Annotated in this window: 14 protein-coding genes; 8 read left to right on the top strand and 6 right to left on the bottom strand. The window is 65.1% G+C overall.

Annotated elements, in window-relative coordinates:
* The 3 genes from E9229_RS05020 to E9229_RS05010 form a co-directional block, all read right to left on the bottom strand.
* Window positions 1-2,277 (bottom strand): heavy metal translocating P-type ATPase, encoded by a 2,277-nt coding sequence (locus E9229_RS05020; RefSeq protein ID WP_183510177.1) that lies wholly within the window; start codon window positions 2,275-2,277, stop codon window positions 1-3.
* A gap of 31 nt (window positions 2,278-2,308) precedes the next feature.
* Window positions 2,309-2,536, bottom strand: coding sequence for a heavy-metal-associated domain-containing protein (locus E9229_RS05015; protein WP_183510176.1), 228 nt, complete (start codon window positions 2,534-2,536; stop codon window positions 2,309-2,311).
* Between the two features lie 110 nt (window positions 2,537-2,646).
* Window positions 2,647-2,976 (bottom strand): metal-sensitive transcriptional regulator, encoded by a 330-nt coding sequence (locus E9229_RS05010; protein WP_183510175.1) that lies wholly within the window; start codon window positions 2,974-2,976, stop codon window positions 2,647-2,649.
* Between the two features lie 82 nt (window positions 2,977-3,058).
* On the opposite strand from E9229_RS05010, the gene E9229_RS05005 reads away from it, so the two are divergent.
* The 3 genes from E9229_RS05005 to E9229_RS04995 all read left to right on the top strand — a co-directional run bounded on the left by E9229_RS05005 (window position 3,059) and on the right by E9229_RS04995 (window position 6,041).
* On the top strand, window positions 3,059-4,327 hold the full coding sequence (locus E9229_RS05005) for a carboxylate--amine ligase (RefSeq protein ID WP_183510174.1): 1,269 nt from the start codon (window positions 3,059-3,061) through the stop codon (window positions 4,325-4,327).
* On the top strand, window positions 4,324-5,805 hold the full coding sequence (locus E9229_RS05000) for a SulP family inorganic anion transporter (RefSeq protein ID WP_183510172.1): 1,482 nt from the start codon (window positions 4,324-4,326) through the stop codon (window positions 5,803-5,805). The genes E9229_RS05005 and E9229_RS05000 overlap by 4 nt, the downstream gene beginning before the upstream one ends.
* Before the next feature lie 65 nt (window positions 5,806-5,870).
* Window positions 5,871-6,041, top strand: coding sequence for a hypothetical protein (locus E9229_RS04995; protein ID WP_183510171.1), 171 nt, complete (start codon window positions 5,871-5,873; stop codon window positions 6,039-6,041).
* Between the two features lie 241 nt (window positions 6,042-6,282).
* Here E9229_RS04995 and E9229_RS04990 read toward each other — a convergent pair whose 3' ends face one another.
* Both E9229_RS04990 and E9229_RS04985 read right to left on the bottom strand, forming a co-directional pair.
* Complete coding sequence (locus tag E9229_RS04990) at window positions 6,283-7,455, bottom strand: nitrilase-related carbon-nitrogen hydrolase (protein WP_183510170.1); 1,173 nt, start codon at window positions 7,453-7,455, stop codon at window positions 6,283-6,285.
* A gap of 432 nt (window positions 7,456-7,887) precedes the next feature.
* Window positions 7,888-8,298 carry a VOC family protein gene (locus E9229_RS04985; RefSeq protein ID WP_183510169.1) on the bottom strand — a complete coding sequence of 137 codons (411 nt, stop codon included), beginning with the start codon at window positions 8,296-8,298 and terminating at the stop codon, window positions 7,888-7,890.
* A gap of 241 nt (window positions 8,299-8,539) precedes the next feature.
* On the opposite strand from E9229_RS04985, the gene E9229_RS04980 reads away from it, so the two are divergent.
* From E9229_RS04980 to E9229_RS04960, 5 genes are all read left to right on the top strand, one after another.
* Complete coding sequence (locus E9229_RS04980) at window positions 8,540-9,169, top strand: TMEM175 family protein (RefSeq protein ID WP_183510167.1); 630 nt, start codon at window positions 8,540-8,542, stop codon at window positions 9,167-9,169.
* Between the two features lie 311 nt (window positions 9,170-9,480).
* Complete coding sequence (locus tag E9229_RS04975; RefSeq protein ID WP_183510166.1) at window positions 9,481-10,872, top strand: GAF domain-containing protein; 1,392 nt, start codon at window positions 9,481-9,483, stop codon at window positions 10,870-10,872.
* Window positions 10,873-10,973: 101 nt separating this feature from the next.
* The gene (gene exaC / locus E9229_RS04970; protein WP_183510165.1) at window positions 10,974-12,497 is read left to right on the top strand and encodes an acetaldehyde dehydrogenase ExaC; all 1,524 of its coding nucleotides are present in this window, start codon (window positions 10,974-10,976) and stop codon (window positions 12,495-12,497) included.
* 123 nt (window positions 12,498-12,620) lie between these two features.
* Complete coding sequence (gene adhP / locus E9229_RS04965) at window positions 12,621-13,667, top strand: alcohol dehydrogenase AdhP (RefSeq protein WP_183510164.1); 1,047 nt, start codon at window positions 12,621-12,623, stop codon at window positions 13,665-13,667.
* Between the two features lie 120 nt (window positions 13,668-13,787).
* Window positions 13,788-14,201 carry a DUF779 domain-containing protein gene (locus E9229_RS04960; RefSeq protein ID WP_183510163.1) on the top strand — a complete coding sequence of 138 codons (414 nt, stop codon included), beginning with the start codon at window positions 13,788-13,790 and terminating at the stop codon, window positions 14,199-14,201.
* A gap of 10 nt (window positions 14,202-14,211) precedes the next feature.
* On the opposite strand, the gene E9229_RS04955 is transcribed toward E9229_RS04960, so the two are convergent.
* Window positions 14,212-14,658 carry a hypothetical protein gene (locus E9229_RS04955; RefSeq protein WP_183510161.1) on the bottom strand — a complete coding sequence of 149 codons (447 nt, stop codon included), beginning with the start codon at window positions 14,656-14,658 and terminating at the stop codon, window positions 14,212-14,214.
* Between the last annotated feature and the right edge of the window lie 131 nt (window positions 14,659-14,789).

The following is a 14,789-nucleotide window of genomic DNA, read 5'->3' as shown; positions in this document are numbered from 1 at the left end:
TCAGCGGCCGAAGGAGCGCAGGCGCAGGCTGTTGGCGACCACCAGGACCGAGCTTGCTGCCATGGCCGCGCCGGCGATCATCGGGTTTAGCAGGCCCAGGGCGGCGACCGGAATGCCGAGCGTGTTGTAGGCGAAGGCCCAGAACAGGTTCGTCTTGATGGTGCGCAGCGTCCCGCGGGAGAGCTCGATGGACTGGGCTACCTGGGCGAGGTCGTTACCCATGATGGTCAGGTCTGCCGCCTCGATGGCGACGTCGGTGCCCGAGCCCATGGCGATGCCCAGATCGGCCTGCGCCAACGCCGGTGCGTCGTTGACTCCGTCGCCGACCATGGCCACTAGGGACCCCACGGCCTGGAGCTTCCTGACCGTATCGGCCTTGCCCGCGGGCAGCACGTCGGCAAAGACGTCCTCCGGGGCGATGCCGACCTCGGCCGCTACGATCGCCGCTACCGCGGCATTGTCGCCGGTGAGCAGGATCGGGCGCAGGCCCAGTTCCTTGAGCCGGGCGATGGCCCGAGCCGATCCTGCCTTGACCGTGTCGCGCAGGCTGATGATGCCGGCCAGGCGGCCGTCGATGGCCATGAGGATGGCGGTGGCGCCGCGTTCCTGGACCCCGTGCAGCAAGCCGAGCTCGGATTCGGAGAGTTGGACACCGTTTTCCTCGAGCCAGCTAATGCGCCCGGCCACGACGAGCGAATCCTCGACGCTGGCCCGGACGCCGCCACCCGCCGCGGAGGTGAAGCCCGTGGCGGTCGGTACCGGACCGGCCTCGCTGGCGGCCGTAACGATGGCCCGGGCGATGGGGTGCTCGGAACCCGATTCGACGGCTCCGGCCAGGCGGAGCAGTTCCCGGTCGTCGCACCCATCGAGGGCCAGCGTGTCGGTGACGGCGAGCTTGCCCTCGGTGACGGTTCCCGTCTTGTCCAGCAGGACTGTGTCGATCTTGCGCGTGTCTTCCAGGACGTGCGGTCCCCGGATCAGGATGCCCAGCTGGGCCCCGCGCCCGGTGCCGACCAGCAGCCCGATGGGAGTGGCAAGGCCCAATGCGCAGGGACAGGCGATGACCAGCACGGCCACCGACGCGGTGAAGGCGGACTGGATGTCGCCGCTGAACAGAAGCCATGCGGCGAACGTCAGTATGGCGATGAGAAGCACGATGGGCACGAAGACGGCGGAAATGCGGTCGGCCAGGCGAGCGATCGGAGCCTTGCCGGTCTGCGCCTCGGAGACCAGCCGGCCCATTTGGGCCAGCGTGGTGTCCTTGCCGACGCGGGTGGCACGCACCAGCAGGCGGCCCGATGTGTTGATGGTAGCGCCGGTGACCGTGGCGTCGGGCCCGACTTCCTGGGGGAGCGATTCGCCGGTGAGCATCGAGGAGTCGATGGCCGAGCTGCCGGTGACGATGAAGCCGTCGGTGGCGATCTTCTCGCCGGGGCGGACCACGAATTCGTCGCCCGGGATCAGAGATGCGGTGGGAACGAGCACCTCGACACCGTCGCGCAGCAGCGTGGCATCCTTGGCGCCCAGATCAAGGAGCGATTTCAGGGCATCGCCGGCACGGGCCTTGGCCTGCGCCTCCAGGTAGCGTCCGAGCAGCAGGAACGTGGCCACCACGCCCGCCGTCTCGAAGTAGAGCCGGTGCTGGTCCATGGCCATGCCGAGGTGGGCCGTCATGGCCGGGTCCACGATCAACTGCCACGCCGAATAGAGGTAGGCGGCCAGCACGCCGATCGACACCAGGGTGTCCATCGTGGAGGCGCCGTGTCGCGCGTTGATGGCAGCTGCCCGGTGGAAAGGCCAGGCGGCCCACGTGGCGACGGGTGTGGCCAGGGCAAAGGCGACCCAGCCCCAGTGGGGGAACTGGGCGGCGGGGATCATGGAGATGATGAACAGCGGAAGCGTGAAGATGGCCGCCGTGATCAGTCGTGGGCGCAGTGCGGCGGCCGAATCCTCAGGGACGTGGCCCCCCTGGTCGGAGGCTTCCCCGGGGGTACCGGCCTCCGGAACTGCGGGCACTCCGGCGGTCGCCGCGTACTGGTCGACCTTCAGCCGCGCCTGGTAGCCGGCGGACTGGATCGCCTCAATGAGTTTCTCGTCGGTGGTCCCGCCCGCCACGCTGACGCGCGCCGATTCGAGCGGGAGGTTGACGGTGGCAGATACGCCCTCGAGCTTTCCGAGTTTGCGTTCGACGCGGTTCACGCACGATGCGCAGGTCATGCCCTCGATATCGAGTTCGACGATGCGCTCGACAGGTTGTGCGCCGGTTTCCTGGCTCATGTGAACGGGTCCTTCGGGGAAGTGGAGGTGTTTAGGCGTTGTCGCCGACTAGCGTGTAGCCCGCCTCGGCAACCGCTTCGCTGATCTCGGCGGTGGAGAGCGGATCGGTGGAGGAGATGGTGGCGGTGGAGATGCCGCCGGCGACCAGCTTGATGCTGACCGAGGTGACGGCGTCAAGGGCTTCGATTTCCTCTGTGACCGATGCGACGCAGTGGCCGCAGGTCAGTCCCTCGAGGCTGACGATGGTTTCGGTGCTCATGCTGTTCTCCCGTGGTGGTGTGCCGATGGTGGGCGTGTCGTTCCTGTCGGTGCCGCAGCCGGATTCATTGCCCTGGGTTCTCCTCGGTGGCGAGGAAGCGAGCGGGGGGGTCAGCGCAGCAGCCGGCCGATGGCCGTCGTCGCCTCGGCGACCTTGTCCCTGACGATGGAGTCGTCGCCGGTGGCCAGCGATTCCGCGGCCGCGCCGACAACGCAGTGCGCAATGTGATCCTCGACCAGCCCGAGGCTGACCTTGTGCAGTGCCGCATTGATGGCGGAGACCTGTGTGAGGATGTCGATGCAGTATTTTTCCTCGTCGACCATGCGGGCCACGCCGCGTACCTGACCCTCAATGCGCCGCAGGCGCTTGAGCAGGGCCTCCTTGTCCGTGGTGTAGCCGTGCTCTACGTGGGGATCGGTGGCGACTGGCATGCTTTCCATGCCTCAATAATACCCCTGGTGGGTATGAAGTCAAATACGGGGTGGGGGTATGTGATTTGGGGAAGGTTGGTAGTTTTGGATCATGCGCATTCCCGATGAACAGCCCTTTGTCCCCGTCATTCTCGGCGGGGACATCGGCGCCTACTCCATGGCTCGCGAGTTCCACCAGGAATACGGGGCCATCTCCGTCCTTGTTCCGACGGTGATCACGGGCATCATCGACCACTCCCGCATCCTGGAACCCCGCCCCTTTTCCGCGCAGGACGACGACGCCGCCTTCGCCCGCTTCGTCGCCGGGCTGGGCCGTGAATTCGGTGAACTGGTCGCCGGGCCGCGCCCGCTGCTGCTGCTCGGCGCCGCCGACCAGCACATCCGCTTCATCGCCCGCAACGCGGAGGCGCTGGGCGAATGGTTCACCATCCCGTACGTCGGTGAAGAGGTGCTTGACCGGGCCACCGGCAAGGACGACTTCTACGCGCTCTGCAGCAGACTCCAGATCCCCTACCCGGCCACCGTCGACTTCGACTGCGCTCCCGGCGCCGACGATCCGGCGACGCTCGCGGCCCGGCTCGCGGCCGAATCCGTGCCCTTCCCCGCCATCGTGAAGCCCTCCGACGGGGTCGCCTGGGGCGCACTCGACTTCGCGGGGAAGAAGAAGGTCCACACCGTTGCCTCGGCAGCAGAGCTCACCGGACTCATCCGCGATGCCTCAGCCGCCGGCTACACCGGAACCCTGGTCATCCAGGACCTTATCCCTGGTGACGACAGCGGAATGCATCTGGTCACGTTCTTCAGCGACCGCTCCGGCGAGGTCCGTTTCGCCTCCACCGGACGGGTCATCGTCGAGGAACATGCCCCCGGCGCACTGGGCAACTCGGCGGCCATCGTCGCCGAACCCAACGAGACCGCCGTGCGTGAGGGAGCCAAGATGCTCAAGGAGCTGGGCTGGACCGGCTTCTCCATGTTCGACATGAAGCGCGACCCGCGTGACGGGTCCTACCGGTTCTTCGAGATCAACCCCCGCCTGGGCCGGAACCACTTCTACGTCACGGCCGCCGGGCACAATGTGGCCCGCTTCTACGTCGAGGAATACCTGCACGGTGGACTGGCCGGGGCCCCGGGGCTGACCGTCGCGCAGGATCGCCACCTGTATACGATCCTGCCGCTGCGCCTGCTGCGCCGCTACGTGCCGGCGGACATGAAGGCCGGCGTCGAGCAGTTGATCGCTGCCAAGCGCTACAGCCACCCGCTGTACTACGCCAGGGAAACCAATCCTCGCCGCTGGTACTACATCCTGGCCAGCAGCGTGAACCACTACCGTAAATTCAAGCGCCACCACCCGGCCGCATGAGCGCCATCGATACGGCTACCGGCGTCCCGCTGAGCCTGCGTTCGCTACGGCGAATCCGCGTTGAGGTCCTCGCCGGACTGGTCGTGGCACTGGCCCTGATCCCCGAGGCGCTGGCGTTCAGCGTCATTGCCGGCGTGGATCCGAGGGTCGGCTTGTTTTCGGCGGTCACCATGGCCATCACCATTTCACTGACCGGCGGACGCCGGGCCATGATCTCGGCAGCCACCGGCGCCGTCGCACTGGTGATTGCACCGCTGGTAGCCAGCCATGGTGTGCAGTACCTGATAGCCACGGTGTTGCTTGCCGGGGTCCTGCAGGTGGCGCTAGCACTTGCCGGTGTGGCGAAGCTGATGCGGTTCATTCCGCGTTCGGTCATGATCGGGTTCGTGAACGCGCTGGCGATCCTGGTCGTCCTGGCCCAGCTGCCCGAGCTGATCGGTGTCCCCTGGGCGGTCTATCCGCTGGTCCTCGGCGCCCTGGCGCTGCTGATCCTGGGCCCCAGGGTGCTCAAGGCGGTCCCCGCGCCGCTGGTGGCCATCGTGCTGCTCACCATCATCGTCGCCGTCGCCTCCCTGTCGGTTCCCACCGTCGCCGACAAGGGCGAGCTGCTGACCTCGATTCCACCGTTGATGCTGCCCGATGTCCCGGCCACGCTGGAAACGCTGCGGATCATCTTCCCCTACGCGCTCTCGATGGCGGCCGTGGGCCTGCTGGAATCGCTGCTCACGGCCAAGCTGGTGGACGACATCACCGACACCCGATCCAGCAAGACCCGCGAGGCCTGGGGGCAGGGTGTGGCCAACCTGGTCACCGGGCTCTTCGGCGGCATGGGTGGATGCGCGATGATCGGCCAGACCATGATCAACGTGAAGATGTCAGGTGCCCGGACTCGGCTCTCGACGTTCCTCGCCGGATTCTTCCTGCTCCTGCTGGTGCTCCTGGCAGGAGATCTGGTCGGCATGATTCCAATGGCGGCGTTGGTCGCGGTGATGATCCACGTCTCCATCCTGACGTTCAACTGGCATTCAATCACTCCGGCAACCCTGCGCCGGCTGCCCAAGTCCGAGACAGCGGTCATGCTGATTACCGTTGCCGTCGTGGTGGCAACCAACAACCTGGCCATCGGCGTGGGTGCCGGTGTCCTGGCTGCCATGGTGCTCTTTGCCCGCCGGGTGGCCCACTTCGTGCGGGTTACCCGCGTGGTCGAGGGCGACGGCAAGGATGCGAGCGCCAAGTACACGGTGCGCGGCGAACTGTTCTTTGCCTCGTCCAACGACCTCTACACGCAGTTCGACTATGCGCGGGACCCGTCCCGGGTGGAGATAGACCTGTCGGCATCGCACCTTTGGGATGCCTCAACGGTTGCGGTGCTGGACAGCATTACCGACAAGTACCGGCGCATGGGCACCGAGGTGTCCATCGTTGGCCTGAACGAGGCCTCGGCGAACATGCGCACACGGCTCAGCGGGAACCTCTGAGCCGGTTCTAGCCCCGGCCGCCGCTTCCGGCGTAGAGTGGCGACAAAGCCACGAAGGAGGCCGTCATGGGTGAATACCGCTTGTATACGGATGCGGAAAAGGCAGCTTACAACGCTCCCGCCTGCGAGCTCTGCGGGCAGCACCGGCATATCCGCTGGACCGATCAGGGGGAGGGCGAGGCGCACTGGCTGCCCCGCGATGCGGGCTGCTCCAATGAGGCCTGCACCAGCCGCTGAGGTTGCCTCCCGTTTCGGTCTGCGCGATCACGCCCGGTGCCGCTGACCCGAGGCCCGGGAATCTGATGTTGGCGGGCCCGAAGGCGACGCCGGCGGCTGGAACGGATCAGCGGCTCGGTCCAGGCGGCCGGACCGGGGTCACTGTCGGTTTTGCGGGAAACACCGCATGGACCGCATCCCTCGAGCCGGAAGAAGGCGTAGTCGCCGACTTCCACCATGCGTCGGCCTGAAGCCGGTAGCCTCAGTTATCCCAAAGGGCCTGCAAGGCCCTGAATCCCTCGTCGTCGGTGGATTTCGACTGGTAACGGGCACCCTCGAACCGGTGGAACGGCTTCGTGTAGGTGCCGCGATCGATCAGCCGTTGGATGTTTCCGCGGTAGATGTCGTCCACTTCCTTGTGCTGCTGCGGCTCATCGACCATGGCGAGGTTCTTCGGGTGCACGGGTTGCTCGTACATTTTCTTGAAGAGCTCGGTCCGAAGATCCTTGGTCCAATTGCTATTGAGGTTCATGACCCGGAACTGGCGCAGGGCCTCGATGTCAATGACTGCCGATACCACCGAGTTGTCGTTCGAGACCGAGTGCGACATGATTTCTCCACGGTAGTCGACGATGTGCGAGTTCCCGCCACTGACATTAAACGGGTGTTCCATCCGGGGTGTTACATACACGGGTCCAACGTTGGGGCACAGCATGTAAACGGAGTTGAACTCCGCGTGGGCTCGATTCTGGATCATCCAACTACCGCCTCCATGGCTGCCCGAGCCTGTCATCGGCATGGCTTCGCTGGGCCGATAGACGACTTCCGCGCCGCCGAAGGCCAAGGCGCGGACGGCTTCGGGATATTCGCCGTCGCTGCAGCAGATGGTGCCGATATTGCCGATGTCCTCGGTCTTCAGCACCGGGTAGAAGGCGTCGATGCCGTCCCCGAAGAGCTCGGTCCAGCGGTCGTAGATATCGTGTGGCGTGCAGGAATGCTCCCGACACCACAGGTGATTCTTGGGTGCCTTGTGCACAACCTCGCCACGGGGGTCGATGATGAACAACATGTTGAAGAAGCGGTCCTTCATGACCTCGGGCCAGCGGGCCTTGCATTGGCCGATGACGTAGGTGTCGTATTCCCGGGCCAGCTTGCCGAGCCGCTCCGTTTCCTCGCCCGGAATGTCGATGAAGAGTTCCCGGGCCGACAGCGAATGGGGCAGGTCGAATACCTCGTCGGTAAACCCGGTGAGGGCGCCTTCCGCGAGGGTGACGACCTTGACCGGCATGTTGATGTTGATCGTTTCAATGGCACCCCTCAGGCAATCCTCGATGATGTCGAGGTTCCTGCGGATATGCGCGCGCCTTGATACACCGTGAACAACGGTGGAGAGCCCTAGGGCAATATAGGGTGCGATCGGTCCCGGGGTGGTCATCTGGTTCCTTCCATAAGGTGTTGATTCAGAGCACCCGCGTGCCTGGCGCATCCACGTTGGCCGCGCTCAACCAGCGAGTTGTTCTTCCCTTGCCCCACGGAACCTCTTGCCTTCTTGCCGGTTGCAAGGCCGCGGGAAAGACAATGACTGACGCAGTGGGAGACGACCCCGAACCGGGGCTCGGAGAACATCCCTGGCGAAGCCCCTGGCTGGGAAGCTGAGCGATCCACCCACTGCAGTCCGACGTGAACGTACAGGTCCGGGAATCATGTGCATGACCATCTTCGTAACCGGCACGCACGGGCCGCTATCCGAAAAGCGCATCACGTGTCCAAGAAGCGCAGCGCGGGGAATGTGGGCTTCAGTAGTGATTTCATCGAGGGCATTGAGTTCCGTGCGGAGGGGAGGTATGGCTGGACTCCACCTGCGGCATCAGCTCTCCTGGGGCACCTCCAGGTAGATCAGCTCCCAGGCGTGCCCGTCGGGGTCCAGTACCGCGGAGCCATACATGCCCGGGAACTGCTCCTCCGCGGCCCGATAGACCGAACCGCCATTTCTCGAAGCCGCGGCGGTAAGCGCGTCCACCTCCTCGCGGGTTGTACAGCTCAGCCCGTTCATGACCTCGCGTTTCCCGGATCCGAAGCACGGTTCGTCTCCGTTGCGCATGAAGCTGCCATAGAACTCTGCGCGAAGCGACATCAGCCAGATGGAGCCGCTGATTTCCCAAGCAGAAGCGTCATCGTTCGAGAAATCCGGATTCCGACGAAATCCCAGGGCCCCGTAGAACGTGTTTGCGGCGTCCAGATTCTCGGTAGGCAGGTTGACGAATATCATGCGGTCCATGGGAAGGCACTTCCTTTGCTGGAGAGCTGCGATACCGGATTCGGTACGCCTATCCTTCCATTGCGCAGGTGGGCTGCCAAGGGCCTAGCCAGGGTTGCGGAGTTCCCCTAAATTTATCGTTGTGGGCCGCCATCAAGGAAGTCGCAAGAATGCTGCGCCGCCACAGAACCGGGGAAAGTACTCGGACGAGATTGCGGCGTTCGCGGGACGCTTACGCCGCGGCCGTGAACTGGACCGGACGGTGTTCTTCAGCGACGCAGTGTTTGCCATAGCCATGACGCTGTTGGTGCTGGACCTGAAGCTGCCGGCCATGCCCTCGAATATGACTGCTGCACAGTTCAACGGCATCCTGATGGACCAGCGGGAACCTTTGGCGGGCTTCATTTTGAGCTTTGTGCTGGTGGGTCGCCTGTGGCTGGCCCACCACCGACGGTTCAACGCCATGAAGGGCCATGACGGCAAGCTTCAGGTCATCAATCTTCTGGCGCTCTTCTTTGTGGTGTTCCTGCCTGTACCGACGGCGCTGCTGTTTGAGGCAAATTCTCAAACACCCTGGCCGCCGGTGATCTATTCGCTTACCATATCAGGCAGTTTCTTGAGCCTGAACTGGCTGTGGCGACATGCCTACCGGTCCGGGTTGATGCAGCCGTGGGTGGATCGGCCCATGTACCGGCTGGTGCTGCGCAGTCAGGACCCGGGCTGGGTGGTGTTCGTGATGTCGATACCGGTGGAGTTCATCAGACCGGACTTCGCCTTGTTTTCGTGGATCCTGATCCTGCCGTATTCGGTGATTTCCGGCAAATACCAGATGCGTCGGTTCGTGAAGGAGCAGACCGCCCGCTTGGCGGCCGCGACCGGGCGCGAGGTCTAAGGCTGAACGGGGTTTCATCGTCAACAATGCGTCCCGTCCGCGCCGCCGACGACTACGCCTTCAGGCGCCCGGCGGCGGCACTGACCGAAAAGTGGATTCTGTGAGACCACCCGCGTCCAGCCGAAGGTAATTCAGCCCGGTGACGCCGGTCGTCGGTGCTCTGCCATTTTTGATCCCCACCTGTCTTGCTGTCTACAAGTTTCCGGGGTTCCCGGGAAGGGGATGCTCACCTAGACTGTGAGCCAAACCGTGTGACCCGGGGTCCTGACTCCGGGTGACGTCCCTGTGGGTTCCCTTTCGGATGGTGATGAATGTCTGCGACGTCGCCCGCGTCAAGGAACCTGCAGCGGCGGGCAGTCGCCGCGCATGAAATGCTCGGCACCAGCGACTGGCGCAAGGTTGCCCCCGAGCTGAGGGCCGTCGTCCGCGAGTCGTGGCTGCGCTCGCTGGGATTCTTGTCCGCAAAGCAGCCCACCTCCCGCGACGTGCTTCCCGACGAGGAACTTGACGAGCGCTTGCGCGTACACCGGCTGGGGACAGTGATCCCGGTGTTCGACCGCTTGCTCGCCTCGCCGGCCGAAGGCACCGGGCTTCTCGTGGCCATCGGGGATGAAACCGGGCGGCTCCTGTGGGTCCAGGGCGATGCTCCGGTGCGTCGTCGGGCCGAGGCCATGGCTTTCCAGCCTGGCGCCGACTGGTCCGAGCGCGCAGTGGGTACCTCCGCGCCGGGAACCGCGCTGGTTACGGGCGTGGGAGTCCAAGTCAGCGGCGCCGAGCATTTCAACCCGATAGCCCACCAATGGAGTTGCACAGCGGTGCCGATTCACGATCCGCTCACCGGCGAACTGCTCGGGGTGGTGGACCTGACCGGCGGCGACGACGCGGTTGCCGCACACAGCCTGGCCCTGTTGCGGGCCGCTGTTGCGGCCGCCGAATCCGAGCTGAGGTGGCAGTCGTTCACCGGTGACCGCAGCCGGGAACCGGCGATGGAGTTTGCGGCGCCACCGGCTGCCGGACCGGGAAAACCCGGATACCTCATGACCCGCACCGATCCGGGGCCGGAAGCAACGCCAGTAGTGGGTCCCACATCATTCGTCGGCGGCGGAGTGCCCCGGCTGAGGGTGGGCGGCCCGGTTCCACCGGCGGTGTCCGGGGCGGACGGAACCGCCGAGCTCAGCCTGAGGCACGCCGAAATCCTGACCCTGCTGGCCTGGCACCGTCACGGGCTGGGCAGCGAGGAACTCGCCGAATTGCTCGTACTGGATCCGGAGGCAGCCCACGCCGGCACGCTGCGCGCCGAAATGGTCCGGCTCCGCAAGGCCATGGCAGGTGTCGATGCGGGATTCGTCCCCGCGTCCCGGCCCTACCGACTTGGCCAGGCTGTCATGCTCGACGCCCGGGAGGTCGCCGACGCGGTAGCCACAGGTGATCTCGATGCTGCACTCGAGGCTTATGCGGGTCCGGTGCTGGCGCGGTCTGAGGCCCCGGGTATCGCGGAGATCCGGGCAGAGGTATCCGGGGCGCTGCGCCAAGCCATGTTGCAGGATGCCACGGCCGGGCAGCTGGTTCGTTACCTCGGACTGCCCGAAACCCTCGATGACGAGGAGCTGTTGGAAACCGCGCTGCAGGTGCTCGGGGGCAGATCCCCGCACCGGGCGGTGGTTGTCGCGCGGCTGGAGCGGCTTCGGGCCACGGGACGGTAGGCCGGGGCCCGAATCATGGGCCGTTGGCGTGCAACGTGGGCGCAACGTTGGAGTGGGTAGCGTCACGTTCAGCAGTTCAAGCCATCGACACAGGAGTAGTCATGACCGTCTACGCAGCACCAGGCACCGAAGGTTCGCTTTATTCGTTCAAGTCCCGCTATGAGCACTACATCGGCGGTGAATGGAAGGCACCGATCAAGGGCGGCTATTTCGAGAACATCACCCCGGTCACCGGCAAGGGTTTCTGCGAGGTGGGCCGCGGTACGGCCGAGGACATCGACGCGGCGCTCGATGCGGCGGAGGCCGCCGCCCCGGACTGGGGCAAGACCAGCCCGGCCCAACGCGCCGTCATCCTGAACAAGATCGCCGACCGCATCGAGGACAACCTCGAAATGCTCGCCGTGGTGGAAACCTGGGATAACGGCAAGGCGGTGCGCGAAACCCTCAACGCCGACCTGCCCCTGGCCGTGGACCACTTCCGCTACTTTGCCGGGGCCATCCGGGCCCAGGAGGGCGGGCTGTCACAAATCGACGAGCACACCACCGCGTACCACTTCCACGAGCCGTTGGGTGTGGTCGGGCAGATCATCCCCTGGAACTTCCCGATCCTGATGGCCGTGTGGAAGCTCGCCCCCGCCCTGGCGGCAGGCAACGCCATCGTGCTCAAGCCCGCCGAACAGACTCCGGTGTCGATCCTGGTGCTGATGGAGCTCATCGGCGACCTGCTCCCGGCCGGCGTGCTGAACATCGTCAACGGATTCGGCGTCGAGGCCGGCAAGCCGCTGGCATCCTCCAAGCGCATTCGCAAGATCGCGTTCACCGGTGAGACCACCACTGGCCGACTGATCATGCAGTACGCCTCCGAGAATCTGATCCCGGTCACCCTCGAACTCGGCGGCAAGTCTCCGAATATCTTCTTCGAGGACATTGCCGCACATGACGACGCGTTCTACGACAAGGCCCAGGAGGGCTTCACCATGTTCGCGCTGAACCAGGGCGAGGTCTGCACCTGCCCGTCGCGCGCGCTGGTCCAGGACTCGATCTACGACCAGTTCATGGGCGACGTCATCAAGCGCACCGAGGCGATTATCCAGGGCAACCCGCTGGACACGAACACCATGATGGGCGCCCAAGCGTCCAACGACCAGCTGGAAAAGATCCTCTCCTACCTGGACATCGGCAAGCAGGAGGGCGCGAAGGTCCTCACCGGTGGCGCCCGCGCCGAGCTGGAGGGCGACCTGGCCAACGGCTACTACGTCCAGCCGACCATTTTCGAGGGCCACAACAAGATGCGCGTCTTCCAGGAGGAGATCTTCGGACCCGTCGTCTCGGTGGCCCGTTTCTCCGACTACGACGATGCCATCTCCATCGCCAATGACACCCTGTACGGACTCGGGTCCGGTGTGTGGAGCCGCAACGGCAATACCGCCTCCCGGGCCGGCCGAGACATCCAGGCCGGACGCGTCTGGGTCAACCAGTACCACGCGTATCCGGCACACTCGGCCTTCGGCGGTTACAAGTCATCGGGCATCGGGCGGGAGAACCACCTGATGATGCTGGACCATTACCAGCAGACCAAGAACCTGCTGGTCTCCTACAACGAGAACAAGCTCGGCTTCTTCTAAGCACTGCCCCTGCCACCTCCGGTACGACCCCCCTCCAGACCCAGTCCGGGCAGGGGCGCACGAATCGTGCGACGAAGGCGTCTTTGGCGCGCCCATGCCCGGAACCCAACCTAAGGACATTTCATGGGAACCATGCGCGCGGCCATCGTCAACACGTTCGGCGAGCAACTCGAAGTAGGAAACGCCCCCATTCCGGAACCGGGCCCAGGCCAGGTACTGGTCAAACTCGTCGCCTCCGGCGTCTGCCATACCGACCTGCATGCTGCACACGGCGACTGGCCGGTGAAGCCGAACCTGCCGCTGATCCCGGGACACGAGGGTGTCGGCAACGTCGTCAAGCTCGGCGAGGGAGTCACCGAGGTGGAGATCGGTGACCTGATCGGCAATGCCTGGCTCGCCAGTGCCTGCGGCAATTGCGAATTCTGCCGCACCGGCTGGGAAACGCTCTGCGAATCGCAGCAGAACGGCGGCTATTCGGTGGACGGCTCGTTCGGTGAGTACATGTTGGTGGACGTGAAGTTCGCTGCCCGCATCCCGGAGGGCGCGGACCCGTATGAGATCGCCCCCGTTCTCTGCGCCGGAGTGACCGTCTACAAGGGCCTGAAGCAGACCGAGGTGAAACCCGGCCAGTGGGTGGTCATCTCCGGCATCGGCGGCCTGGGCCACATTGCCGTGCAGTATGCCGTTGCCATGGGAATGCGTGTCGCGGCGGTCGACGTCGCCGAGGAGAAGCTGGCGCTGGCCCGCAGCCACGGCGCCGAGGTCACGGTCAACGCGTTTGCCGAGGACCCGGCCGAGGCCATCCAGCGGGCCACCGGTGGTGCCCACGGCGTACTGGTCACCGCGGTGCACCCGGCCGCCTTCGGCCAGGCCATCAATATGACCCGCCGCGGCGGAACGATAGTGTTCAACGGCCTGCCGCCGGGGGAATTCCCGGCACCGATCTTCGACATCGTGCTCAAGGGCCTGACCATCCGCGGATCCATAGTGGGCACCCGGCAGGACATGATCGAGGCATTGGACTTCTACGCCCAAGGCAAGATCAAGCCGACCATCCAGACCCGTCCGCTCGATGACATCAACGCCGTCTTCGACGAGATGATCCATGCGAAGATCGACGGCCGCGTGGTCATCGACTACGTCGGCGAACGGGCGCAGACTGTCTCCTGAACGGCAGTAGGAAAACACCCACCCCACGACCACGGCCCACCCCACGACCACGGCCCGGACCGCGCCCACCGGTGCGCACCCGGGCCGTGGACTTGGCCCAACAAGGCAGGGAGGAACGACATGGAAACCGCCATTGAGGCAGCACCAACGATTCCCGGGGAGGATTTCTCCCGGGTGGGGCTGAGCCCCAGCGCCGTGGAACTGCTGCGCCTGCTCTGGGAACGGCATGGACCGCTGATGTTCCACCAGTCCGGAGGTTGCTGCGACGGCTCCTCGCCGATGTGCTTCCCCGCCGGGGAGTTCCGGACCGGGGACTCGGACATCAGGCTCGGCGTCTTCGCCCTGGATGACGCCGCGGGTGCACCGCTGGGGCAAATCGACTTCTGGATGTCCCGAGAGCAGTTCGAGTACTGGAAACACACCCGGCTCACCGTCGATGTCGTGGCCGGGCGCGGTTCGGGCTTCTCCGTGGAGGCGCCGGAGGGCAAGCGCTTTTTGATCCGCAGCGAGATCATCGAGTTCCCTGCCAGCTGACGCCGGGCAATTAGATCACCGGGCCGCCGGGATCCGGTCCATCGTCGACGGCGGAGTGTCCCTGGTCCATGAGGGTCACCGAGTCGCGCCGCCGGTTCCGGGAGGTGCGGTATTCATGCGCCACCAGGAACCACGACCAGATGCACAGCCCCACCAGGAACACGACGATGAGCCAGAACGAGGCCATGATATTAACGCGGTTGACCGCCCATTGAATGGCGGAGACCACCAAGGTCGCGCCGGTGATCAGGGTGATGACGATGCTTATACCCAGTAGTCCGGCGGGCCGGTGCAGGGGATGCGGGCGGGTGCCGACCCGCGAAGCGTACTTCCTGTACTCGGCCTCGCTCATGCCGTTGCGCGCCGCGGCACGGGCCGTGATGGTGCTGTAGTACTCACGTTTCTCGGCCCGCGTCGGCTTGCCGGCGGGATCTCCACGGTGGCTGGGGCCGGTCATGGTTTCAAGGGTACCGGGCTGGTAGACGGCTCAGTCATCGTGTCCTTCGGAATCAGGGGCCCGAGTGCGTCCGCCCGGGTCCCGGGCGGGGTTGCTGAACTACTTCGCCGCGCACTGCTTGCACTTGGGGT

Source organism: Paeniglutamicibacter cryotolerans, assembly GCF_014190875.1.
Lineage (GTDB): Bacteria > Actinomycetota > Actinomycetes > Actinomycetales > Micrococcaceae > Paeniglutamicibacter > Paeniglutamicibacter cryotolerans.
The sequence above is the reverse complement of the archived record's forward strand: the minus strand, read 5'-3'. Positions and strand labels throughout refer to the sequence as shown.